The sequence below is a fragment of the Leucobacter sp. OLIS6 genome (genome assembly GCF_002752355.1).
In the GTDB taxonomy this organism is placed as follows: Bacteria; Actinomycetota; Actinomycetes; order Actinomycetales; family Microbacteriaceae; genus Leucobacter.
The window spans coordinates 59002-81980 of record NZ_MRAV01000011.1; the positions used below are offsets into that span (position 1 = coordinate 59002).

Annotated in this window: 24 protein-coding genes; 7 read left to right on the forward strand and 17 right to left on the reverse strand. The window is 68.5% G+C overall.

All coding sequences use genetic code 11. The features are described 5' to 3' along the window. Positions 1-101: 101 nt before the first annotated feature. From dnaB to BMH31_RS06890, 8 genes are all read right to left on the reverse strand, one after another. Positions 102-1481 (reverse strand): replicative DNA helicase, encoded by a 1380-nt coding sequence (gene dnaB / locus BMH31_RS06855; protein WP_046454979.1) that lies wholly within the window; start codon positions 1479-1481, stop codon positions 102-104. Positions 1482-2002: 521 nt separating this feature from the next. Next, positions 2003-2452 carry a 50S ribosomal protein L9 gene (gene rplI / locus BMH31_RS06860; RefSeq protein ID WP_099724541.1) on the reverse strand — a complete coding sequence of 150 codons (450 nt, stop codon included), beginning with the start codon at positions 2450-2452 and terminating at the stop codon, positions 2003-2005. An 11-nt stretch (positions 2453-2463) separates the two neighbouring features. Then, positions 2464-2724 (reverse strand): 30S ribosomal protein S18, encoded by a 261-nt coding sequence (gene rpsR / locus BMH31_RS06865; RefSeq protein WP_046454977.1) that lies wholly within the window; start codon positions 2722-2724, stop codon positions 2464-2466. Positions 2725-2808: 84 nt separating this feature from the next. Continuing rightward, on the reverse strand, positions 2809-3357 hold the full coding sequence (gene ssb / locus BMH31_RS06870; protein WP_099724542.1) for a single-stranded DNA-binding protein: 549 nt from the start codon (positions 3355-3357) through the stop codon (positions 2809-2811). 3 nt (positions 3358-3360) lie between these two features. Beyond that, on the reverse strand, positions 3361-3720 hold the full coding sequence (gene rpsF, locus BMH31_RS06875) for a 30S ribosomal protein S6 (RefSeq protein ID WP_046454975.1): 360 nt from the start codon (positions 3718-3720) through the stop codon (positions 3361-3363). A gap of 144 nt (positions 3721-3864) precedes the next feature. Further along, positions 3865-4725 (reverse strand): hypothetical protein, encoded by an 861-nt coding sequence (locus BMH31_RS06880; protein WP_099724543.1) that lies wholly within the window; start codon positions 4723-4725, stop codon positions 3865-3867. A 75-nt stretch (positions 4726-4800) separates the two neighbouring features. Then, positions 4801-5571, reverse strand: a complete 771-nt coding sequence (locus BMH31_RS06885; protein ID WP_099724544.1) for a PIG-L family deacetylase — start codon at positions 5569-5571, stop codon at positions 4801-4803. Beyond that, positions 5568-6995: a CCA tRNA nucleotidyltransferase gene (locus tag BMH31_RS06890; RefSeq protein ID WP_099724545.1), complete on the reverse strand. Its 1428-nt coding sequence runs from the start codon at positions 6993-6995 to the stop codon at positions 5568-5570. The genes BMH31_RS06885 and BMH31_RS06890 overlap by 4 nt, the downstream gene beginning before the upstream one ends. Before the next feature lie 76 nt (positions 6996-7071). On the opposite strand from BMH31_RS06890, the gene BMH31_RS06895 reads away from it, so the two are divergent. Genes BMH31_RS06895 through trxA form a run of 3 tightly spaced genes read left to right on the forward strand, consistent with a single transcriptional unit; the run spans position 7072 to position 10686 of the window. Continuing rightward, a complete protein-coding gene (locus BMH31_RS06895; protein WP_099724546.1) occupies positions 7072-9393 on the forward strand; it encodes a DUF6049 family protein in 2322 nt (773 codons plus the stop codon). A gap of 7 nt (positions 9394-9400) precedes the next feature. Beyond that, positions 9401-10327, forward strand: a complete 927-nt coding sequence (gene trxB / locus BMH31_RS06900) for a thioredoxin-disulfide reductase (RefSeq protein WP_099724547.1) — start codon at positions 9401-9403, stop codon at positions 10325-10327. 35 nt (positions 10328-10362) lie between these two features. Then, the gene (gene trxA / locus BMH31_RS06905) at positions 10363-10686 is read left to right on the forward strand and encodes a thioredoxin (RefSeq protein ID WP_099724548.1); all 324 of its coding nucleotides are present in this window, start codon (positions 10363-10365) and stop codon (positions 10684-10686) included. A 91-nt stretch (positions 10687-10777) separates the two neighbouring features. Here trxA and BMH31_RS06910 read toward each other — a convergent pair whose 3' ends face one another. The 9 genes from BMH31_RS06910 to rpmH all read right to left on the reverse strand — a co-directional run bounded on the left by BMH31_RS06910 (position 10778) and on the right by rpmH (position 16434). Beyond that, positions 10778-11248, reverse strand: coding sequence for an SRPBCC domain-containing protein (locus BMH31_RS06910; RefSeq protein WP_099724549.1), 471 nt, complete (start codon positions 11246-11248; stop codon positions 10778-10780). Between the two features lie 68 nt (positions 11249-11316). Continuing rightward, positions 11317-12420: a ParB/RepB/Spo0J family partition protein gene (locus BMH31_RS06915; RefSeq protein WP_168187905.1), complete on the reverse strand. Its 1104-nt coding sequence runs from the start codon at positions 12418-12420 to the stop codon at positions 11317-11319. Further along, positions 12420-13325: an AAA family ATPase gene (locus BMH31_RS06925; protein WP_199068374.1), complete on the reverse strand. Its 906-nt coding sequence runs from the start codon at positions 13323-13325 to the stop codon at positions 12420-12422. Before BMH31_RS06925 ends, BMH31_RS06915 begins: the two co-directional genes overlap by 1 nt. A 46-nt stretch (positions 13326-13371) precedes the next feature. Beyond that, positions 13372-14010 carry a 16S rRNA (guanine(527)-N(7))-methyltransferase RsmG gene (rsmG, locus tag BMH31_RS06930; protein ID WP_199068394.1) on the reverse strand — a complete coding sequence of 213 codons (639 nt, stop codon included), beginning with the start codon at positions 14008-14010 and terminating at the stop codon, positions 13372-13374. A 79-nt stretch (positions 14011-14089) separates the two neighbouring features. Continuing rightward, on the reverse strand, positions 14090-14590 hold the full coding sequence (locus tag BMH31_RS06935; RefSeq protein ID WP_046454965.1) for a R3H domain-containing nucleic acid-binding protein: 501 nt from the start codon (positions 14588-14590) through the stop codon (positions 14090-14092). 13 nt (positions 14591-14603) lie between these two features. Continuing rightward, positions 14604-15551, reverse strand: coding sequence for a membrane protein insertase YidC (gene yidC, locus BMH31_RS06940; RefSeq protein ID WP_099724551.1), 948 nt, complete (start codon positions 15549-15551; stop codon positions 14604-14606). A 6-nt stretch (positions 15552-15557) separates the two neighbouring features. Continuing rightward, a complete protein-coding gene (gene yidD, locus BMH31_RS06945; protein ID WP_256382376.1) occupies positions 15558-15869 on the reverse strand; it encodes a membrane protein insertion efficiency factor YidD in 312 nt (103 codons plus the stop codon). After that, positions 15866-16273, reverse strand: a complete 408-nt coding sequence (gene rnpA, locus BMH31_RS06950) for a ribonuclease P protein component (protein ID WP_099724552.1) — start codon at positions 16271-16273, stop codon at positions 15866-15868. Before rnpA ends, yidD begins: the two co-directional genes overlap by 4 nt. A gap of 23 nt (positions 16274-16296) precedes the next feature. Then, a complete protein-coding gene (gene rpmH, locus BMH31_RS06955; RefSeq protein WP_010155609.1) occupies positions 16297-16434 on the reverse strand; it encodes a 50S ribosomal protein L34 in 138 nt (45 codons plus the stop codon). A gap of 447 nt (positions 16435-16881) precedes the next feature. On the opposite strand from rpmH, the gene dnaA reads away from it, so the two are divergent. The 4 genes from dnaA (at position 16882) to BMH31_RS15720 (ending at position 21741) form a co-directional block, all read left to right on the forward strand. After that, positions 16882-18285 (forward strand): chromosomal replication initiator protein DnaA, encoded by a 1404-nt coding sequence (gene dnaA / locus BMH31_RS06960; protein ID WP_241898211.1) that lies wholly within the window; start codon positions 16882-16884, stop codon positions 18283-18285. A 589-nt stretch (positions 18286-18874) separates the two neighbouring features. Further along, positions 18875-20017: a DNA polymerase III subunit beta gene (gene dnaN, locus BMH31_RS06965; protein WP_099724554.1), complete on the forward strand. Its 1143-nt coding sequence runs from the start codon at positions 18875-18877 to the stop codon at positions 20015-20017. Positions 20018-20026: 9 nt separating this feature from the next. Continuing rightward, positions 20027-21253: a DNA replication/repair protein RecF gene (gene recF, locus BMH31_RS06970; protein ID WP_099724555.1), complete on the forward strand. Its 1227-nt coding sequence runs from the start codon at positions 20027-20029 to the stop codon at positions 21251-21253. A 146-nt stretch (positions 21254-21399) separates the two neighbouring features. Next, complete coding sequence (locus BMH31_RS15720; RefSeq protein ID WP_255350837.1) at positions 21400-21741, forward strand: DciA family protein; 342 nt, start codon at positions 21400-21402, stop codon at positions 21739-21741. Positions 21742-22979: the final 1238 nt, after the last annotated feature.

A 22979-nucleotide genomic window follows, 5' to 3' on the forward strand; every position in this document is an offset into this window, starting at 1 on the left:
GTCCGATCCAGTCTACCGCCCGGTGCTGGGAGCCGAGCACGCGGGCACGGACTCCCGCAGGAAACGCCGATGCGTGCGCGACTCGAGCTGCGGGGCGCGCGCTACATGCCGCTGGGCATGTCCTGGAAGCGCGAGTAGTGGCCCTGGAACGCGACCGTGACGGTACCGGTGGGGCCGTTTCGCTGCTTGGCCAGAATGAGGTCGGCCTCGCCGGCGCGCGGATTGTCCTTCTCGTAGCTGGACTCGCGGTGCAGCAGGATCACCATGTCGGCGTCCTGCTCGAGCGAACCCGATTCGCGCAGGTCGCTGATGGCGGGCATCTTGTCGGCGCGCTGCTCGGACGCACGGTTCAGCTGCGACAGCGCGATGACCGGCACATCGAGCTCCTTCGAGAGCAGTTTGAGGGCACGGGAGAACTCACTGACCTCCTGCTGACGGCTCTCGGACTTCTTTCCGCTCGAGAGCAGCTGGAGGTAGTCGATCACGACCATGCGGAGCCCGTGCCGCTGCTTCAGACGCCGGCACTTCGCCCGGATCTCGACCAGCGTGAGGTTGGGGCTGTCGTCGATGAACAGCGGGGCGTCGTTGATGCGCGCCTGCGTGGCGGCGAGCTTCTGGAAGTCACGGCTGTCGAGCGCACCCTTGCGCAGGGTCTGCATGGGGATCGTGGCCTCGGCCGAGAGCAGACGCATGGCGATCTCGGCGCGGCCCATCTCGAGCGAGAAGAAGACGGTGCAGGCATTGGCGTGCACGGACGCCGAGCGCGCGACGTCGAGTGCGAGGGTCGACTTACCCATGGCGGGACGCGCGGCGATGATGATCATCTGGCCGCCCGCGAAGCCGTTGGTCTTCTCGTCGAGCTCGGAGAACCCGGTCGGCACGCCCATCATGCCGCCCTCCTGGTTCTGCGCCTTCTCGATCTCCTCGACGGCGGCGAGCACGGCGTCCGAGAGCGGGACGTAGTCGTCGGCCTGGGCCGCACCGGTCACCGAGTAGATCTCGGACTGCGCCTGGTTGACCAGGTCGACCGCTTCGCCCTCGGCTGCGTACCCCATCTGAGCGATGCGGGTGCCCGCCTCGACGAGTCGGCGCAGCAGCGCCTTCTCGGAGACGATGTCGGCGTAGAAGCTCGCGTTGGCAGCCGTCGGCACGATGCTCGTGACGGTGTGCAGATACTCGGCACCGCCGGCGCGCTGCAGGTCGCCCGTCTTGGTGAGCTGGTCGGTGACGGTGATCGCGTCCGTGGGCTCGCCGTGGGAGTAGAGCGCGAGGATCGCCTCGTAGATGACCTCGTGCTTGGGGACGTAGAAGTCCTTGCCCGTGAGCAGACCGGTGACGTCCGCGACCGCATCCTTCGACAGCAGCATGCCGCCCAGCACGCTCTGCTCGGCGAGCAGGTCGTAGGGCGGGGTGCGCTCAGTACCGCGACCCCCCTCGTCGTCCATGAGGGGATCGGGGATGCCGAGGTGGGCGATCGACACTCGTGTGCTCCTTCGTGCTGGCCGGGGAGGGTGTTCACCCATCAGACACCGGGCCACCGACATTCACGGTAGAGGGGTGCTGCGAAGCCCACAAGCCGAACGGTTTCAAGCCTGTGGATAACTCGGTGGAGAAGTCACGGAAACCTCCCGCGTGTTATCCCCAAGCTTGTGGATAAGGTGTGGATGAATGGTGGAATCCTGTTCGCCGCAAGCCACTGACCAGGAGTTTTCAAGAAGCCGGCCTGTGTAATGCGAGAACTTTCATCCGAGACTTGAACGTTGCCGATCCTGCCTCCATTGTGGAGAGCAGGCTCTCCCGCCGAGGCCACGCGGTCCCGTTTCAACGGGACCGAGCAGGCGGACCCTCCGCTCGGGCCGGTTCGCACGAACGGCCCCCGGGTGCCGTCCCGGTGAACGATCGGCGAACGCGCGGCAGAACGCACTGGGGCGGCGGTTCCGAAGAACCGCCGCCCCAGTGCGTGCTCCCGCCGCTCGGCGAGCGAGCGGCGGCGCGTCAGCGACTAGCGCTGCGCGATGACCTGCAGCGTCACGTCCGCGTCGACACCCTCGAAGAGGTGGATCGTCGCGCGGTACTCGCCGGTCGCCTTGATGGTCGGGAGCGTGATCTTGCGCTTGTCGATCTGGCCGATGCCGGCCTCGGCGACCGCGTCTGCCACGTTCGCGGGCTTGATCGAGCCGAAGAGACGGCCCTCAGCACCGGTCTTCGCGTACAGGCGGATCTTGCCCTCCTGGAGCTTCGCCTTGAGCGCCTGAGCGTCCTCGGCGGAAGCGTGCGCGCGCGCCTCGCGGGCAGCGCGGATCTGCGCGACCTGGGCCTCGCCACCGCGGGACCAGTTCACCGCGTAGCCCTGGGGCACGAGGTAGTTGCGCGCGTAGCCGTTCTTGACCTCGACCACGTCACCCGCGGACCCGAGACCCTGAACCTCGTTCGTGAGAATCACCTTTGCCATGATTCGCCTCCTTAGCGGCCGGAGCCGGAGTAGGGGAGGAGCGCCATCTCGCGGGCGTTCTTCACGGCCTTCGCGATGAGACGCTGCTCCTGAACCGACACACCGGTGATGCGGCGGGCGCGGATCTTGCCGCGCTCAGAAATGAACTTGCGGAGGGTAGCGACATCCTTGTAGTCGATGACGCCGACCGTCTGCTTCTTCGCGGGCGCGGCGGCCTTCGCGTTCTTGCCGCGGCCCGGCTTGCGGCCTGCGCCGCTTGACTTGCCAGCCATATTGATCTCTTTTCGTGATCCGCCCCCGAGGGGGCAAAAGTGTAGTGAGAGGGTGTTCGCCCGAGGGCGAACGTCCGAGCCCTGTTAGAAGGGCTGCTCGTCGTCGAAGCCGGAGCCGAAGTCGCCTGCCGACCCGCTCTGACCGCCGTTGCCCGAGTTCGCCCACGGGTTGTCCCCGCCGCGCTGGGCCGGCGCCGGAGCGGCCGACTGACCCCAACCGGGCTGCCCGGCGGGCTGTCCGCCGCCGAAGCCGCCGCCCTGACCGCGCGACTGACCGCGGGTCACCTGGGTCGAGGCCCAGCGGAGCGTGGGGCCGACCTCTTCGACCTCGAGGTCGAGCGAGGTGCGCTGCTGCCCCTGGTTGTCGGTGTAGCTGCGCTGGGTGAGACGGCCCTGGACGATCACTCGCGTGCCCTTGGTGAGCGACGCGGCGATGTTGTCCGCGTACTCGCCGAAGGCGCGGCAACCGAGGAACAGCGCCTCGCCGTCCGACCAGTCGCCCGACTGACGGTCGCGCACGCGCGGCGTCGAGGCGATCCGGAACGTCACCCAGGACTTACCGGCCTGGCTGACGCGCGGTTCGGGGTCGGCAACCAGGTTCCCGACGACGGTGATCAGCGGCTCGCCGGCCATGGCTTATGCGCCCTGCTTCGCGGCGCGAGCGGCCTTGGCCTGGTCGCGCTTCGACTGAGCGGCACGCTGAGCGATGAGCTCGTCGGCGCGGAGGACCTTGGTGCGCAGCACGGCCTCGCTGAGGCCCAGCTGACGATCCAGCTCGTTCGTGGCCTCGGGCGTAGCGGTGAAGTTCACCACGACGTAGATGCCCTCGGACTGCTTCTTGATCTCGTAGGCGAGACGGCGCTTGCCCCAGATGTCGACGTTCTCGATCTCGCCGCCCGCGTTGCGGATGACCCCGAGGAACTTGTCCATGCTGGGGGCCACGGTGCGCTCGTCGATACCGGGATCGAGGATCACCATCAGTTCGTACGGATGCATTACTGACCCACCTCCTTCGGACTTCACGGCCACAGGATTTCTGTGACAGGAGGGTGTTTGTGCATTGTGTCCGTGGGCAGCGCGGATCGCGACGCGCACAGACAACCGTCACAGCCTATCAGTTCGAACGATTTCGCGCAGGCCTCACCGCTCGGTGATCGAAAGCCCCGCGAGCGCCGGATCCCCGAAGGTCCGCGCCGCCCAGCTCGGGCAATCGACCTGCGCCATCAGCGCGCTGTTCGCGGGGGTGAACGCGCGCAGCAGGATCGTGCGCTCCCGTTCGCCGTCGGCCGTCCGGTACCGGCTCGTGAGCCGCAGCATCTCGACGCTGCCGCCGCCGTCCAACGGCACGGAGACCGTGCTGTCCGGCTGCACCTCCGGACTCCCGATAGCGCCGGTCCACGGCAGCCCGATCTTCAGAGCAGCCTCGATGGTGTCGTCCGTGGCGGCCCGGTCGCTCTCCATCGACGCCTTCGGATCCCCAGAGCCCTGGAAGGTCATGAGCACGCAGCTCGTCCGCTCGTTGCGGATCCGGTTGACCCCCTGCTGATCGACGATCTCGGCCGTCCAGCCGTTGGCGGAGTCGATCGTCATCGACCAGAAGGGGCCCGCAGCGAAGTCGATCCGGGTGTCGAGCGAGTTCCCGGATCCCGCGCCGCCGTCGGACGGAGCGGTCTCGCTCGGCGCGGGGGAGGACGAGGATCCCGCCGTCGACGATCGCGGCTGCGCACCGAGCACCCCGGCGACGAGGAACACCCCGAGGGCGATCACCAGCAGGAGCGCGAGCGCGCCCGCGCCGATCCCGATCCAGGCGCCGACGGGCAGCCGGCGGACGGCGGAGGGAGGCGGTCCGTAGGGGGAGGCGGCCGGTGCGACCTGCGGGGCGGCGTACTGCGGCGGCGCGTACCGCGGGGGAGGCGCGTAGCGGGGCGCGTCCGCAGGCGCGGGGCCCGCCGGGGTGCCGCTCTGCGGGTCCGGTGCCCCGGAGAACTGCTGATCGGACATGGCGGCTCCGTTCGCTGCGAATCGCTTGCGCCTCACGATACCCGGCGCGGGAACGCGCGGATGGAATACCCGGGGTCAGCCCTCGAGGGGCACGTGCGGGACCCGTCGGAAACGCTCGATCCGCGCGATCGGCTCCCGCTGGCCGCCGACGTGCACGATGTCGTCGCCGTCGACCGTCAGCTGCGTGCCGTGGGCGCGCAGCGCGGCGACCTTGCGCTCCATCCAGTCCGAGACGTCGTGCGCCTCGACCTGCTCCTCGTCGGCGTCGGCGGTGATCGCCCAGAATGGCAGGCCGAGCGCCTGCGCGACCGCTCGGGACAGCCGGTGCGTCAGCACGTGGTCCGGGTGGCCGTAGCCCCCGTCGTCGTCGTAGCTCACGATCGCGGATGCGCCCGCCTGATAGGCCGCGGCGAGCAGATCGTTCAGCGCCTCGACCGCCGGCACGCTGGTCAGCGCATCGCGGCTCGCGTCGCCCGCGGCGATCGCGCGACCATCCGGACCCCAGGCCATGCCCGAGTCCTCGTAGATGGTGGGGGAGAGATCGTCGGCGCGGGCCGGGGGCACCCCGAGGAACGCGTGCCGCTGCACCCCGAGGAACGCGAGCGCCGCCGCCAGCTCCTGCTGCCGGTGCGGGGCGAGCCCGTCGGTCCCCGCGAGCGCCGCGAACGGCCCGGGCGTCACCTCGCCGCGCTCACCGCGGGTGAGCGTGACGAGCAGGGGCTCGCGCCCCGCCTCGGCGAGCCCCGCGAGGGTGCCGCCGGTCGTGATCGTCTCGTCGTCGGGGTGCGCGTGGACGAACATGACGCGCGCCGCCCCGTCGAACCAGTCGTGCGAATCCGTGTTCATGCGAGCTCCTTCGCGGCCCATTCCCTCAGGCGCTCCTCGGCGGCCTCGGGCCCGATGGGGCCCTCGTCGAGGCGTACCTCGAGCAGATACTTGTATGCGCGCCCGACGAGCGGGCCGGGCGGCACGCCGAGCACGGCCATGATCCGCTCGCCGTCGAGCTCGGGGCGCACGGCGGCGAGCTCCTCGGCCTCGGCCAGCTCGTCGATGCGGCGCTCGATGTCGTCGTAGGCATGCTCCAGGCGCTCCGCCTTGCGCCGGTTACGCGTGGTCACATCGGCGCGGGTGAGGATGTGCAGGCGCTCGAGCTCCTCGCCGGCGTCGCGCACGTAGCGGCGCACTGCCGAGTCGGTCCACTGCTGGTCGCTGTAGCCGAAGAACCGCAGGTGCAGCTCCACCAGCCGGGCCACCCGCTTGACCGTGCTGTTGTCGAAGCGGAGCGCACGCAGCCGCTTCTTGACGAGCTTCGCCCCGACGATGTCGTGGTGGTGGAAGGTCACACCGCCGCGCTCGAAGCGGCGAGTGGCCGGCTTGCCGATGTCGTGCAGCAGCGCGGCGAGGCGCAGCACCGCGTCCGGGGCCTCGCCCGGGTGGCGCTCGCCCTCGAGCGCGATCGCCTGCTGCAGCACGGTCAGGCTGTGCTCGTAGACGTCCTTGTGGCGCCCGTGATCGTCCTGAGTGGCGACGAGCGCGGTCAGCTCGGGCAGGAATCGCTCGGCGAGGCCCGTGTCGACCAGCAGCCGGAGGCCGGGTGCCGGGTCCGCGGCCGAGAGCAGCTTCACCAGTTCGTCGCGGATCCGCTCGGCCGAGATGATGTCGAGCCGCTCCGCGAACTCGACCATCGCCTCGCGCGTCTCGGACGCGACGTCGAATCCGAGCTGGGACGCGAAGCGCGCGGCGCGCAGCATGCGCAGCGGGTCGTCGGTGAACGACGCCTCGGCGGAGCCCGGCGTGGAGATGCGTCCGGCGAGCAGGTCCTCGACGCCGCCCGAGACGTCGACGAGGCGCAGCTCGGGGAGCATGAGCGCGAGCGCGTTGATCGTGAAGTCGCGCCGCACGAGGTCGCCCTCGATCGTGTCGCCGTAGCTGACCTCGGGCTTGCGCGAGTCGTCGCGGTAGACCTCCGCACGGTAGGTCGTGATCTCGACCGTCTCGCCGTGGACCTTCGCGGCGATGGTTCCGAAGTCCCGGCCGACGTCCCAGGTCTGCGTGCCGAGGTCGTCGAGGATCCGCTGCGTCTGCTCGGGACGGGCCGAGGTGGTGAAGTCGAGGTCGGTGACCGAGCGTCCGAGCAGGGCGTCGCGCACGGGCCCGCCGACGATCGCGAACTCGTGCCCCGCAGCGGCGAACGCCTCGGCGAGCTCGCGGACGGGCCGCGAGTCGGCGATCGCGCGCAGGTCGGCCATGGAATCGGCAAGGGGACGCATGGTTCCAGGGTACCGAGTGCGGCTGTGCGGCCCGCGCCTCAGGCCGCTCACGAGCCCGAGACTCTACACTGGGCGCATGCCCTGCCCGCCCGCCGCGCGCCGTCGAACGCGCCCCCGATCCGGCGCGCTCGCGCGGGTCGTCCGCGCGAGCGCCGCAGTGCTCGGGGTGACGATCGCGCTGATCGGCGGCCCCGTCCCGGGCCTCCCGCTCGGCGGTCCGACGGGCGCGTCGGCGCACGCCGACGGCGGCTCGGACTCGACGGGCGATCCGACGCCGGCCGCGAAGCCGGAGCTCGTGGTCGCGCCCGCGGAAGCGGTCATCCGCGACGACGCCGCGTCGGTGGTGTTCCAGGTGCTCGTCCGCAACGCGACGCAACGGGATCTGCCTGCGGGCAGTCTCGAGCTTCGGATCGATCCGAAGCGGATCGCGTCGGCCGGCGCGCTGGCCGACGGCCTCGCGCCACCGAAGGGCAGCGGGACCGCTCAGGCCGAGGCGGTTCCCGGCTCGGTACTCGCGACCCAGCGCATCGATCCGACGAGTGCGGGCAACGAGCAGACCGTCTCGGCGACGGTGCGCCGGTCCGATCTCGCGATCCTGCTGGGTCAGGTCCCCGGCGTCTTCGCCGTACACGCCTCGTTCACCCCCGACGCGACCGGGAACAGCGTCCCGCCTTCGTCGTCGCCCCCCGCGTCCCCCCTGGATCCTTCGGCCGCATCGGGCGGATCGCTCGCGGATCGCCTCGACGCGAGCGCCCCCGTCGTCTGGCGCGGGGTCGCGGCGAAGCACCGCACCGCGCTCACGGTGATCGTCCCGTTCCTCCTGCCCAGCGCGGTCACGGGCATGCCCACCCGCGGCCAGCTCGGCGACGCGGCCGCCCGGCTCACGCCCCTGCTCGACGCTGCCGAGCGGCATCAGTCCACCCTCGCGATCGACCCCCGGCTCATCGCCGCGATCCGCGGCCTCGGATCCCAGGCTCCCCAGTCCGCGCGCGATCTGCTCGCCCGCCTCGAGGCGTCGACGCTCCCGCAGTTCCTGCTCCAGTTCGCCGACGCCGACCCGGCCGCGCAGGCTGCTCTCGGATCGGATCGCCTGCTCGAGCCCAACGGGCTCGACTATTACACCGCCACCGCCTCGGCGGCGGGCACGGGCACCGGTACCGAGGACTCCGCCGGCCAGGATCAGGGCAGCAGCGGCACCACGCCGTCCGCTGACCCCGCTGCCGCTCCCACGCTCGACGAGCTCGTCGCTTGGCCGAACGGCGCCGCCCGGGCCTGGCCCGCCGACGGCCAGGCGGACGCCTCGACGCTCGCGCTGCTGCAGCACAGCGGCACCGAGTCCGTCGTGCTCGACTCGTCCAACGTCTCGCTGACGGGCGGTTCCGCGGCCCGCGTCGACGGGATGCAGGCGCTCGTGGCGGATGCGCGGCTGAGCGCCTCGGTGCGCGGCGGTCTCGCGGCGACCACCGAGGCCGAACGGGGCGCCGACACCGCGGAAGCCACCGCCCGCCTCGCCCTCCTCGCAGTACCCGACGGCACCGCGGGCGGCACCGTGCTCGCGCTCGACCGGCGCACCATGGCCGACGACGATCACCCCGAAGAGGTGTTCGAGGTGCTCGACACGCTCTCCTGGGTCTCGCCGGTGCGCGAGACCGCGCAGGCCACCGGCACGGCGACGCTGCGCCCTCTGAAGCCGTCGCAGGATCGCCTCGACCTGCTGAAGGACGCCATCGCCCGCGAGTCCGCCGTGACCGACCTCGCTCCGCTGCTGGCACGTCCCGAGAGCCTCGGCGAGTACCAGCGGGTGCGTCTGCTCGCCCTGCTCTCGACCTCGGGGGCTTCGCCGGAGGCGGACTTCGCGAAGACGGCCTCCGACTACCGGGCGCGCGACGCGAAGCTGCTGAACGGCGTCTCCGCGATCCGCAACGACCACACCCAGCTGGTGGGCGCCTCCACGCGGGTGCCCGTGCTGCTGCGCAACGACCTGCCGTTCGACGCGGTCGTCACCGTCGCCGCGTCCCCGGCTTCGGCCGGCATCTCGGTGCCGACCCGGTCCTTCCCGCGCGTCGAGATCCCCGCGAACAGCGGTCGCACCATGCTCGTCCCGGTCGACAGCCGCATCTCGTCGGGGGAGTCCGGTCTCATCGTCGACATCTCGCCCGTCGGCAGCACCGAGGTGGCGTTCACCGGCACGCTGCCGCTCACCATCCGGAGCGTCGTCGAGACAGTCGCCCTGAGCGTGCTCGGCGGCCTCGCCGCTCTCCTGCTCGGCTTCGGCATCTGGCGCAGCGTCCGCCGCCGCAGGCGACCCGGAATATCCGAGGCCCCCGAAGAGTTTCACCCCCTGAACCCTGACCCGGAGTCGGAGAACCCGACGGATCAGGGCCGTCCACACCCCTAGGAGTGTCATGCACCAGATCATCATCATCGGCTCCGGCCCCGCCGGCTTCACCGCGGCCATCTACGCCGCGCGCGCCGGCCTCGAGCCCGTGCTCATCGCGAGCTCGGTCGAACCAGGTGGCGAACTGATGAACACCACCGAGGTCGAGAACTTCCCGGGCTTCCCCGAGGGGATCCAGGGCCCCGAGCTGATGGAGAAGATGCAGGCGCAGGCCGAGCGCTTCGGCACCAAGGTCGTGTACGACGACGTGACCGCGGTCGAGCTCGCGGGCGATGTGAAGCGGATCAGCACGGGCGACGGCTCCGTGTACGAGGCGCAGTCGGTCATCTTCGCCACCGGCTCGGCCTACCGCAAGCTGGGCCTCGCCGACGAGGAGCGCCTCTCGGGCCACGGTGTCTCGTGGTGCGCCACCTGCGACGGGTTCTTCTTCCGCGAGAAGACGATCGCCGTCATCGGCGGCGGCGACTCGGCGATGGAGGAGGCCACGTTCCTCACGCGCTTCGCGTCGAAGGTCTACGTGGTCCACCGCCGCGAGGAGCTCAAGGCGTCGAAGATCATGCAGCAGCGCGCCTTCGACAACGAGAAGATCGAGTTCATCTGGAACAGCGAGGTCGCGGCGATCCACGGCGAGACCGAGGTCACCGGCCTGACGCTGCGCAGCACCGTCGACGGCTCCGAGCAGGAGCTGCCGATCGAGGGCCTGTTCATCGCCATCGGCAACGACCCCCGCGTGCACCTCGTGCACGGCCAGCTGGAACTCACCGAGGACGGCACTATCGCAGTGGAGGGCCGCAGCTCGAAGACCGGGATCCCCGGCGTCTTCGCGGCGGGCGACGTGATCGATCCCAGCTACCGCCAGGCGATCACCGCCGCCGCGTCGGGCACGGTCGCCGCCCTCGATGCCGAGCACTACCTCGCCGCGCTCGAATCCTGAGCGCTCCGAACACTCACAGAAACGAAGGAGTCAGCATGTCCCAGGCACTCGCAGTCACCGAGTCCACCTTCACCGATGAGGTCCTGAAGAGCGACACCCCGGTGCTCGTCGATTTCTGGGCGGAATGGTGCGGCCCCTGCCGCGCCGTCGCGCCCGTGCTCGATCAGATCGCCGAGGAGCACGCGGGCAAGATCCGCATCGTCAAGGTGAACGTCGACGAGAACCCGGGCCTCGCGGCCCAGTACCGCATCACCTCCATCCCCGCGATGAAGGTGTTCAAGGCGGGCGAGGAGGTGCGCGAGATCATCGGCGCCATGCCGAAGCCGATGATCGAGGAGCACCTGAACGGCATCATCTGAGCCGTTTGATCCCCGAACGCGTGAGGGCCCGGATCCATCTCAGATCCGGGCCCTCACGCGTTGGTCGCGACGCTTCGCCGCGGCGGTCCGCTCAGCTCGCGCTGCGCTCGGCCGCCTCGGTTTCGGCGAGCGCGGTCAGCCGATCGATCGACGCCTGCAGGTTCGCCGCGGTGGTCGCGCGTGCGCGCTCCTGCCGCTTCGGATCCTCCAGCTCGGTCCAGTCGTAGGTGTGGCGCACGAGCGTGCCGCCCTCGACGGGGGAGAGCTCCCAGCGCCACAGGTGGCCCGGCTCGGCCTCCCCTTCGGGGGCCGGCTTCCACGCGATGCGGCGGCCCTCCTCGAACTCCACGATGCGATTGACGCGCACGGCGGCGTTCTTGGTCAGGGTCATGCGGAAGACGTCGTCGACCGCGTGGACGCGCTGGCCGGGGGCGGCCTCGGAGAGGTTGTCGTTGCCGTCCCAGCGGGGCTGCTGGGCCGGATCGGCGATCAGTTCGAACAGCACCTCGGACGGGGCCTTGGTGGAGCCGACTGCGGAGACGATGCGCTGCTCTTCAGACATGCCGCCAGTCAATCATGCCGGGCTGAGCCCGGCATTCACCGGGCTCACAGCGGGTACGTGGCCGAGGCCTACCCGAATCCGGGATCGTCGATCTCGGCGAGGATCCGCTTCAGGTCCTGAATCGTCGCGAAGTCGATGATGATCTGGCCCTTCTTAGCCCCCAGCTTCACCGAGACGCGAGTGTCGAGACGGTCGCCCAGACGATCCGCGATCTCCTCCAACTGCCCCTGACGCCCGCCCGCCCGCGGCTTCGGCGTCTTGCGCTTCGGCTCCTCCGAGGCGACGGCCTCGGCGGCGCGCACCGAGAGCCCTTCGTTCACGATCTTGTCGGCGAGACGGAGCATCGCGTCCGCGTCCCCGTCGAGCGAGAGGATCGCGCGAGCGTGCCCCGCGGTCAGCACACCGGCCGCGACCCGGGCCTGCACCGGCTCGGGCAGCTTGAGCAGGCGGATCGTGTTGGAGATCTGGGGGCGGGAGCGGCCGATGCGCTCGGCGAGCTGCTCCTGCGTGATGCCGAAGTCCGCGAGCAGCTGCTGGTAGGCCGACGCTTCTTCGAGCGGGTTGAGCTGGGCCCGGTGCAGGTTCTCGAGCAGTGCGTCGCGCAGCATATGCTCGTCGGCGGTGGTGCGCACGATCGCGGGGATACTGTCGAGCCCCGCGCGCTTCGAGGCGCGGAGGCGACGCTCGCCCATGATGAGCTCGTACTTCGGCCCCTCGACGGGAGCGGGCTCGATCGCGCGCACGACGATCGGCTGGAACACGCCGAACTCGCGCACGCTGTGCGTGAGCTCCTCGAGCGCCTGCTCGTCGAACTCGGTGCGCGGCTGCACGTGGTTGGGGACGATGTCCTCCACCGCGAGGCGCGTGAGCGTCGCGCCGGGCACCGCCTGCAGCTCGGGCTCCGGCTCGGCCGGGGTGCTCGCCGTCTTCGCCTTGGCGCGCGTGCGCGGCTTGGCCGCCGTCGCGTCCACGGAATCGGACTCCGCGGACGGAGCGTCGGAACCGGAATCGGCGCCGTCCCAGGCCTCGTCGAGCTCGGTGTCGTTCGCCGGAGCCTCGGTCACGGTGCGAGCGGGGAAGAACACGTCGACGGGACGATCGCCCTCGGTCGTCGACTGGGGGATCAGGGCTCCGATCCCGCGTCCGAGACCGCTGCGCTTCTTCGTAGCCATCAGGCTCCTTCGTTGCTGGTGTTGACTGCGGGGGCCCCGCGCTCGGCCATCTCGGCCGCGGCCTCGAGGTAGGCGAGCGCTCCGATGGAGGCCGGGTCGTAGGCGAGCACGGTCTGACCGTAGCTGGGCGCCTCCGAGATGCGCACCGAGCGCGGCACCGCGACGCCGAGGGTCTGGGTGGGGAAGTGCTCGCGCACCTCCGCTGCGACCTCGTGCGCCAGGTTGGTGCGGGCATCGAACATCGTGAGCAGGATCGTCGAGACGTTCAGGGTCGGGTTGAGGTGCTTCTGGATCAGCTGGATATTGCCGAGCAGCTGGCTCAAGCCCTCCAGCGCGTAGTACTCGCACTGGATCGGGATCAGCACCTCCTGCGCCGCGACGAACGCGTTGACCGTGAGGAGGCCGAGCGATGGCGGGCAGTCGATGAACACGTAGTGGAATTCGCGCTCGGATCGCTCGAGGAACGAGACGACGGCGCTGCGGAGCCGCTGCTCGCGGGCGACGAGCGAGACGAGTTCGATCTCCGCGCCGGCGAGGTTGATGGTCGACGGCACGCAGAACAGGTTCTCGTTGTCGGTGGTCGGCTGGATCGCCTCTTCGATCTCGCTGTCTCCGAGCAGCACCTCGTAGACGCTGGTGATCTCGGACTGGTGCGGAACCCCGAGCGCGGTGGACGCGTTGCCCTGGGGATCGAGGTCGATGACCAGCACATTGGCCCCGCGGCGCGCGAGCGCCGAGGCGAGGTTGACGGTCGTGGTGGTCTTGCCCACCCCGCCCTTCTGATTGGAGACGGTGATGATGCGCGGCTCAGTGGGCAACGGAGACTTGGTCCTCTCGAGTTTGCGTCGACGCCTGATCTTGTCCACCAGGTGGTCGCCCACCGGGGTGTTGTTCGTTGCAGTCATGGCATCCTCGTGCGTCATCGAATCGTCGGCGGAGGAGCCGGCCCGCTCACTCCGCCCGCGAGCCACGTTCTACTGTAGCCCGGAAGACCCGAGTCGTTTCGGCGAGCAAACCCTCGCCGAGCTCCTCGACCGAGACGCCGGTCACGCGGTGCTTGCGCAGAACCTTCTCGGCGGCCCGGATCTCGGCCTCGACGGAGGCGCCCTTGAGGAACAGCATCTCGCCGCCGTCGCGCAGCAGGGGAGCGGTGATCGGGACGAGGGTGCGCAGCGCGGTGACCGCGCGAGCGGTGACCTGATCGACTTCGAAGGCGTCGTGGTATTCCTCCGCGCGGCCGCGCCGGACCTCGACGTTCTCGAGCCCGAGCCGTTCGATCTGCTCGGTCAGCCACGCGCAGCGGCGCTCCATGGGCTCGATCAGCAGGAACCGCGCGTCGGGCCGGACGATCGCGAGCACCAGCCCGGGCATCCCGCCGCCGGTGCCGATGTCGGCCACCCGGGCACCGGAGGCGATGAGCGGCGCCAGGATCGCGCTGTTGAGCACGTGCCGGGTCCAGAGCCGCGGGGGCTCAAGGGGCCCGATGAGCCCGAGGGGTTCGCCGCGCTCCGCGAGATCCGCGGTGAAGGCGCGCAGCACCTCGATCCGGTCGCCCGCGATCTGCGCCGTCGATGCCGGTTCCGGCTCCACCGGAACGGCCGGCCCGGCATCGACGGGCTCGGAGGCGTCGACCGCTTCGATCGGGGTGCCGCGTTTCACGTGAAACCCCTTATGCCTGCGAGATGACGAGACGACGGTCGCGGCCCTCGCCGCGCGACTCGGAGTGGTAGCCGCGCTCGGCGACGATGTCGTGCACGAGCTTGCGCTCGTACGACGACATGGGCTCGAGCTCGACCTCGGTGCGGCCGGCGGCGAGCTGCGCCACCGCCGCATCGACGAGGCGTCCGAGTTCGGCGGCGCGCGCGTCGCGCGAGCCGCCGATGTCGAGGATGAGCCGCGAGAAGCGGCCGGTGCCGCCCTGCACCGCGAGGCGGGTCAGATCCTGCAGCGCCTGCACGGTGTCGGGCATCGCGAGGCGGTCGAGGTCCTCGCCGCCACCGGTCACCGAGACGTACGCGCGACCGCTCGCGACCGAGATGTCGAGATCCCCGTCGAGGTCCGCGATGTCGAGGAAGCCCTCGATGTAGTCCGCGGCGAGATCACCCTCCGCCTCGAGCTCCTCGAGGGTGGGGTCTTCGTTCGTCACCACGGCGCCGTTGCTTTCGGTCATGATCCGCTCCTGCCTACTTCTTCTTCTTGGCGCGCTTGGCGCTCATCGGCTGCTGACGCTGGCCCTGCGGTTCGGCGGAGCCCTCGATGCGCTCGATCTCGGCGGCCTCCTCCTCGGTCAGCTTGCCCTTGGCCTTGAGTCGGGCCTGGCGCTGGCGCCACGCTTCGCTGCCGGGGGTCGGCATGTTCTTGATGACGATGTACTGCTGGCCCATGGTCCACAGGTTCGAGGTGAACCAGTAGATGTTGAGCGCGAGCGGGAAGGTCACGCCCGAGAAGATGAAGGCGAAGGGGATGATGTAGAGCAGGATCTTCTGCTGGCGGTACATCGGCGAGTTCTTCGTCTCGTCCGAAACGTTCTTCGACATGATCTGCAGCTGGGTGAAGAACTGCGAGGCGATCATGAGCACCATGATCACGCCGAGCAGGATGATGATGACCCAGTTCTGCTCGGCCCAGCCCTGCGTGAAGGTCATCTTCAGCGGAGCACCGAAGAGCTCGGCGGCGTTGAAGTTGTGCGTCAGCTCCTGGTTCATGAAGCCGATGCCCGTCTTGTTCTCGGCCGCGTGGCGCAGCACGTAGAACAGCGAGAAGAAGACCGGCATCTGGATCAGGATCGGCAGGCAGGAGGAGAACGGGTTGGTCCCGTGCTTCTTGTAGAGCGCCATCGTCTCGCGGCTCATCGCCTCGCGCGAGAACTGATCCGTCTTGCCCTTGTACTTCGCCTGGATCTTCTTCATCTCGGGCGCGAGATCCATCATGCGGCGCTGCGACTTGATCTGCCGCACCGTGATCGGGATCAGCGCCGAACGCACCACGAGCACGAGGCCGATGATCGAGAGCACCCAGGTCAGGCCGGACGCCGGGTTCAGGCCGAAGAAGGTGAAGATCTGGTGCCAGACCGCCAGCACCAGCTCGACGAGCCAGCGCAGCGGCCAGAGCAGTGTTTCGATGAAGTCCACTGGGATTCAGGCCTTTCGGTACGTGGGGCGGACGAATCCGCTGGAGTTCGTGACGAATCGAGGACGCCGCTTCGGCGGGACGTCGTCGATCCCTCCGGGGGTGAAGGGATTGCACCGCAGGAGGCGCCAGGCGGTGAGCGCGACGCCGGTGACGAAGCCGCGCTGTTGGAACGCTTCCAGAGCGTACCGGGAACAGCTGGGGTGATACCGGCATACCTGCCCGTAGAGCGGGGAGATGAGCCGGCGGTAGATCCGCATCACGGTGATCGCCGCGTTGCGGGGGAGGAGCCAGAGCTCCAGCACCGGAGCGGGGATCACGATCGCCTTCCCGGTTCCGGGGACGGATCCTGCGGTGCATCGCGCTCGGCGAGCATGCGCTCCACCTTGCCCAGTGCCCGAGTCACATCGCGTTCAAGACCCTCGAATCCGGCCTCAGCACTGGCCGGCAGAGCGCGGAACACGATGTCCGCTCCCTCGAACCCGGCGTGCAGCCCCCGTTCGACGAGGAACTTCAACCGGCGCCGGACCAGGTTCCGGGTGACGGCGTTGCCCACCGCCTTGGAGACGATGAAGCCGAACCGGGCAGGCTGATCCGGAGCGTCGGCCTCGCGCACATGCAAAACCGCGTGGGCGATGCATGTTGCACCACCCACGCGGTTTCCGGTTCGCACGATGCGCCGGTAGTCGTCACCCCGGGTGACGCGATGCTGCCGCGCGGGCACGATCGAACCGGGATGCGTGTGGACTAGGCCGTGAGCTTCGAGCGGCCCTTGCCGCGGCGCGCTGCGACGATGGCGCGGCCGGCACGGGTGCGCATGCGGGCGCGGAAGCCGTGCACCTTGGCGCGGCGGCGGTTGTTGGGCTGGAAGGTACGCTTGCTCATAAGAAGACTCCGTGACTTTTGGCAGTGCTCTCCGCCGCTCTCGGCGACGAAGAAGTTCGGACTCGATGGGGCGCGCGGCACCCGCGGAGAACGCTTCGCGAGCTCCGCAGCGCACACTGGCGCCCATACAAGGTGTTAACTTTACGCGCACTCGGGCCCGCAGTCAAAGCGATCCTCCCGGAACACGCGCGAACGCGCGACGAGGACACCCCGAACCGCACGGTTTCCACGACTCCGCCGGTTCGACTTGCCTGTGGACAGATCTGTGACTAACGTGGGCGCAGGTGTTCTCCCGGGCGGATCAATCTGACAGAATCTCGCCGTTTTTCCGCCCTTCTACTTGTGGATAATCTGGGGATAACGCCCAGCACAGACTCACAACTTTTCGGACGGATCCCAGTGACAGAGGACGAGGTACAGGGAGTTTGGGCGCAGATCACCCGCGCGGTGGCTGACGACCCGATGGTGGCCCGCTCCCTGATCGGCCAGCTCGGCCTCGCGGTACCCCGCGGGGTCGGAGCGGGGTCGCTGTACCTCGCGGTCCAGTACGACTTCACCCAGCGGCTGCTCGATCACGAACTGCGGCCGGCCATCATGTCGGCGATCGCCAAGACCCCCGACGCGACCGGCATCGAGAACTTCATCGTGCTCGTCGATCCGACCCTGCAGGTCGACCACAGCGTCGGCACGGCGGAGCAGGAGACCGAGGCTGAGCAATCCGCCGATGCGGGCGCACCCGTCGACGAGCAGCCCACCGCGCCGTCCGAACCGGTCCGGCCCCTGCACGAGCCCTCGCCCCGCCACGGTCGGCGCGAGGTCGAAGACAGCCGGCTGAACGAGAAGTACCGCTTCGACACCTTCGTCATCGGCCAGTCGAACCGCTTCGCCCACGCGGCCTCCGTCGCCGTCGCCGAAGCTCCGGCCCGTGCCTACAACCCGCTCTTCATCTACGGCGACTCGGGCCTGGGCAAGACTCACCTGCTCCACGCGATCGGGCACTACACCCGCGAGCTGTTCCCGGATGTCCGCGTGCGCTACGTCAGTTCCGAGGACTTCACCAACGACTTCATCAATTCGATCGCCAACAATGAGGGCGCGGCGTTCCACCAGCGCTACCGCAGCGTCGATCTGCTGCTCGTCGACGACATCCAGTTCCTCGAGGGCAAGGCCGAGACCCAGGAAGCCTTCTTCCACACCTTCAACACGCTGCACGACCACAACAAGCAGGTCGTGATCACGAGCGATGTGCAGCCCAAGCAGCTCCGCGGCTTCGAGGAGCGCATGCTCTCGCGCTTCGAGTGGGGTCTGCTCACCGACATCCAGGTACCCGACCTCGAGACCCGCATCGCGATCCTGCGCAAGAAGGCGCAGCGCGAGCAGCTCGTGATCGAGGACGAGATCCTCGAGTTCATCGCGACCAAGTTCTCCTCGAACATCCGCGAACTCGAAGGCACGCTGATCCGAGTGACGGCGTTCGCGAGCCTCAACCAGCAGCGCATCGACATGAGCCTCGTGCAGACGGTCCTGAAGGATCTGATCTCGCTCGACGACGACAATGAGGTGCAGCCCTCCGACATCATCAACCGCACCGCGGACTACTTCGACCTGTCGGTCGACGACCTCTACGGGCAGTCCCGCGCGCAGCAGATCGCGCTCGCCCGCCAGATCGCGATGTACCTGTGCCGGGAGCTGACTCCGCTTTCGCTCCCCAAGATCGGTCAGCTCTTCGGCGGCCGGGATCACACGACGGTGATGTACGCGCACAAGAAGATCGCCCAGCTGCTCAAGGAGCGCCGCGCGGTCTACAACCAGGTCATGGAGATCACCGCCCGGGTGAAGCAGGCGCGCTGACCCGCGTCCCGCGGCTCGGTGCCGATCGGCGACGGGCCGGTGAGGGCTCCGCTCGCTGCGTCGGGCGTCGGCGAAGCGTGCGCCCGGAACACGCAAGCCGGTTCTCCCCAGCCCTTACCCCACCAGGCGTTAACGTCCCGGATCGCCCGAGTTATCCACAGCTTTCCACCGGGTTGTGGGTAACTGGGGAGAACTCGGGCGAGTCTGTGCATGGATCCGGGTGGCCTGTGGAATGCCGGGAGTGTTAACACTTCGGCGTGATTCCGCGGAACCCCATCGATCCACGCCCCACTCACAAGTCACAACCGTGTAGTTTGCTTACAGGGCTTAGCGAATAGCAAGTTATCCACAGCATCCACAGGCGTTAACACCGTTAACAGTTCCATCTCTCTTACAGGGAATCTCGATCACGCGTTCCGCCTGCCGGCCCGGCCGGACTCGAAAATCTGCTCAACCGAGCGTCAGCCGCACCGTTCCGGGGTTCTCCGCTGCTGAATGACAGGATCCGTGATGCTCCGCCGATCCGAATGTGCAAGGATTGTCAGGCCCGGAACTTGGCATTCGTCCCACCATCACGAGGAGTCGCCTCATGCGTTTCACCGTCAACCGTGACGTGTTCAGCGAGGCCGTCTCGTTCGCAGCGAAGCTGCTCCCGCAGCGGCCGACGCAGCCGCTGCTGAGCGGTGTGCTCCTCGAGGCCTCCGGCGATGCGGTGACGCTGTCCTCCTTCGACTACGAGGTGTCTTCGCGTACGTCGGTCACCGCGCAGGTCGCAGACGCCGGCCGGGCTCTCGTCTCGGGCCGACTGCTCGGCGAGATCGCCCAGCGCCTTCCGCACGCCGATGTCGAGGTGTCACTCGTCGAGAGCCGCGTGCAGGTGCGATGCGGCTCGGCGTCCTTCAGCCTTCCTGCGATGCCGGTCGAGGAGTACCCGCAGATTCCGAAGATCGATTCGGTCTCGGGCATCGTTCCCGCGGACGTCTTCGCTGAGGCCATTGCACAGGTCTCACTTGCAGCCTCGAAGGACGATGTGACCCCGGTCATCACCGGCGTGCAGTTCGAGGTCAGCGAGAACGCCCTCACGCTGACGGCGACCGACCGGTACCGAGTGGCGACCCGTCGGATCGACTGGGAGGCGCAGGATGGATCCGGCGACCTGACCGCGCTCGTGCCCTCGAAGGTGGTCACCGAGGTCGGCAAGACCTTCTCGAACGCCGGCCAGGTTCAGGTCTCGATCATCAAGGATGGCGAGCGCGAGCTCGTTGCGTTCACCGGCGGAAACAAGACGGTTACCTCCCTGTTGATCAAGGGCAATTACCCGCCGGTCGGACGCCTTTTCCCTGATGGCATCGATAATTACGCGGTCGTCAACACCAGCGATCTGGTCGAGGCCGTCGGCCGCGTCGGCCTGGTGCTTGAGCGCGAGGCCGCACTGAGGTTCTCCTTCGTTGAGGGCCAGGTCACCCTGGAGGCCGCGGGCTCCGAGACCGCGCAGGCGGTCGAGGTGGTCGACGCGCACCTCGTCGGCGACGAGATGATCGTCTCGCTCAAGCCGCAGTTCCTGCTCGACGGCCTGCGCTCCACCCATGCGGAGTTCGCTCGCGTCGGCTTCACCCGCACCGACAACCCGGGAAAGCCGGGCCCCGTGCTCATCACGAGCCAGCGGAGCAAGGACGACGCCGACGAGCAGAGCTTCCGCTACCTGCTGCAGCCGAACCTGCTGCTCCGCTAAGGAGGGCCGATGCGGGTCGCGCATCTGTCTCTCGCCGATTTTCGCAATTACGCGACGGCGGAGGTGCCGTTCGCGGCAGGACCCAACCTGCTGGTCGGACGCAACGGGCAGGGCAAGACCAACCTCGCCGAAGCGATCGCCTATTTCGCTACCTTGAAGTCCCATCGGGTCACCGGCGATACGGCACTCATCCGCGCGGGTCAGGAGTCCGCGATTCTTCGCATGCGGGTGGAGTCGGGCGGCCGAGATGTGCTGCTCGAAGCACAGATCAATCGGGATCGTCCGAATCGGGCGCAGGTGAATCGCAATGCGGTTCGTCCTCGTGAGCTGACCCGGTGGTTCTCCACCGTCTTGTTCGCCCCGGAAGACCTCGGAATCGTTCGTGGAGATCCATCAGGACGGCGCCGCTTTCTCGATGAGGCCGTCGTAGCTCGATCACCGGCGCTCTCAGGAACGCTGTCTGACTATGAACGCGTCGTCAGGCAGCGTACTTCGCTGCTCAAGTCCGCTCGCAAGGGTGCGCGAAGCGCCGTCGAAGCAACGCTGGACGTTTGGGATGCGCAGCTGGTCGAGCACGGGTCGAGGATCATGCTGGCGCGGCACGAGTTGCTCCGAGCACTCGAGGAGCCGCTTCGGGCTGGATACGAAACGCTGGTCGACCAGGATCACCGGCCGCGATTGTCTCTGGCGGAGAGCGTCGCAGCGGCATGTGAGCGTGAGGGTGTTTCACGTGAAACGGGACTCGCCGAGGTGCCGGCCTCGGGCGAGGGGAGCGTTTCACGTGAAACCGCGACCATTGAACCCCTCTCCGGCGTTTCACGTGAAACGATTGCGGCCGAATTCCGGGGGGCGCTGCAAGCGGTGCGGGCACAGGAGCTCGACCGCGGCGTTACGCTGGTCGGTCCGCACCGGGACGATCTCGTGCTGGAGTTGAACGGCCTTCCGGTAAAGGGCTATGCGAGCCACGGAGAATCCTGGTCATTCGCGCTCGCGCTTCGCTTAGGGATGGCGGTGCTCCTGCGCGGTGAGTCTGCGGGCGGCGATCCTGTCATTCTGTTGGACGATGTGTTCGCAGAGCTCGACACGCGGCGGCGGTCGAAGTTGATGTCGGCGGTCCAGAGCTTCGAGCAGGTGATTGTGACAGCCGCGGTCGAGGAGGACATCCCCGAGGGAATCGCTTGGCATCGCATTGGCGTCGAGCGCGGCACGGTCTCGCTCCGGAGCGCTGAGCAATGAAGCCCGAGCATTCCGACTTCGCCAGCAGCGCGTATCTGCGCGCGAAGTCGGTGTGGAAGGGTGTTCCGTATCGGCGCCGTCGGCTCGGCTCGGATTCGACCGAGGGGGAGGGGCGCACGCCGTTCGGATCCGGTCGTGATCCGAGGATGCTCGGTGACATTCTCGCGAAAGCCGCGACGGACATGGGTTGGAGTGCAGACCTTGAGCAGGCTCGTGTCATCACGGAGTGGGCGGAGTTCGTCGGGCAGCCGACCTCGGACCACACCGAGGTAGTCGGGGTCCGCGACGGAGTACTCCTCCTGCAGTGCGACTCGACTGCGTGGGCGACCGAGCTCCGCCGACTGAGATCCGAGATCCTGACCCGGCTCCTGCGCGAGTTCCCGGATTCTGAGATTCGCGATCTCCGCTTCCTCGCGCCGGGCGCACCCAGCTGGCGACACGGCCCCAGGACGGTTCAGGGGCGCGGGCCGCGGGATACTTACGGATAGGCCGACCGCAGGATCGCTCTGAGACAAGGATTCTTGATCGTAGGACTGTGTATATTGCCCCTAACCAGGTGTTTCTCCACCGAAGGATCACGCCGGAAAGTGCCCCATTTTGGCCTCGTTTCACGTGAAACGAGGCCAAAGCGGTGAAACGGAAGGTGCTCGGGGGATTGAGTTCCTGCGATCGATGCTTCGTGCCGGGCGGGCTGGAGCCGTGAGTGGTCTCGTGTTCGGATCATGAGACCGGGCCACTTCGCGGCTTCGCTTCTGTTGAGGCGTGTCCTCCTCTGCGAAGAGGAAGCCATCTAGTTCGGCGAGCGGGAGTCCTGGCTCCCATCTTGAGTCCGCTGCCGGTACCGGGGAGGCCCGAGATCCCGTGCGCGCGGTGCGGGAGGAGGAATGTTCGGATCCCGCTGGCCGAGCCATACGACCGAGCGGTACCCCGCTGGTGCGGGAGGGTACGGGTGGGACTCCTCGGAGCGCGAGGCTTTTCCGCTTCTCGCCGAAATGTCGGGCCGTCCTTCGTCGCGGCCTCTCGGAGCCTCGCTGATGCCTGGCGGCGGGAGTGGGTCTCGCGCCCCAGTTCGGACATCCGAGCCTTCGTGCTTCGAGGCGAGTATTCCTTTCGATTCCCCTGGGGATTCGGGCTCGAGTGCATCCAGCCCCGGACTTCTGAGCGCTCGGCACTGGTGCCCGGCTCCGACGCCGGAGTGGCGGGTGGGTCGCACCTCTAGAGGACGGAGCTATTCGGCGCCTTCGGATTTCGCGCCAGCGGTTCGCGTGAGCCGGGCGAGCGCGCGCGTCGCGCACGACGAGTAGGGAAAGCGCGGAGTGAGCGTGGGCGTGCGGGATTCGGCGTGCAGGATAGAGCGGTGAGTGTGGCAGAGGGAGGACCCTCAGTCAGAAGTCGGACCGGGATCCGGTCCGGATCTGCCGGTGTCGTTGGTTCCGACGAACATCGTGCCAATCCGGATGATCTTGACTCGGCCGCCTCGGCAGGCCGGCCCGGACCGAGTGACTTCGCGCGTTGGGCAAACGGGGGAGCGGGCCGGCCGGCTCGAACCCGCGGTCACCCGGCCCGGAGCGCGCTTACTGCGACGCGGATCGAGGGCCTGCGACGCCCCGGGCAGAGAGTGCGATGCGGCACAGGGGCGGCAGCGGACGGGAGCCAGGCGAAAATCAGCCCACTTCGGAGGGGGAACGATCCCAGCCGGAATCCGTGCTCCAAAGGCCCGAAATCA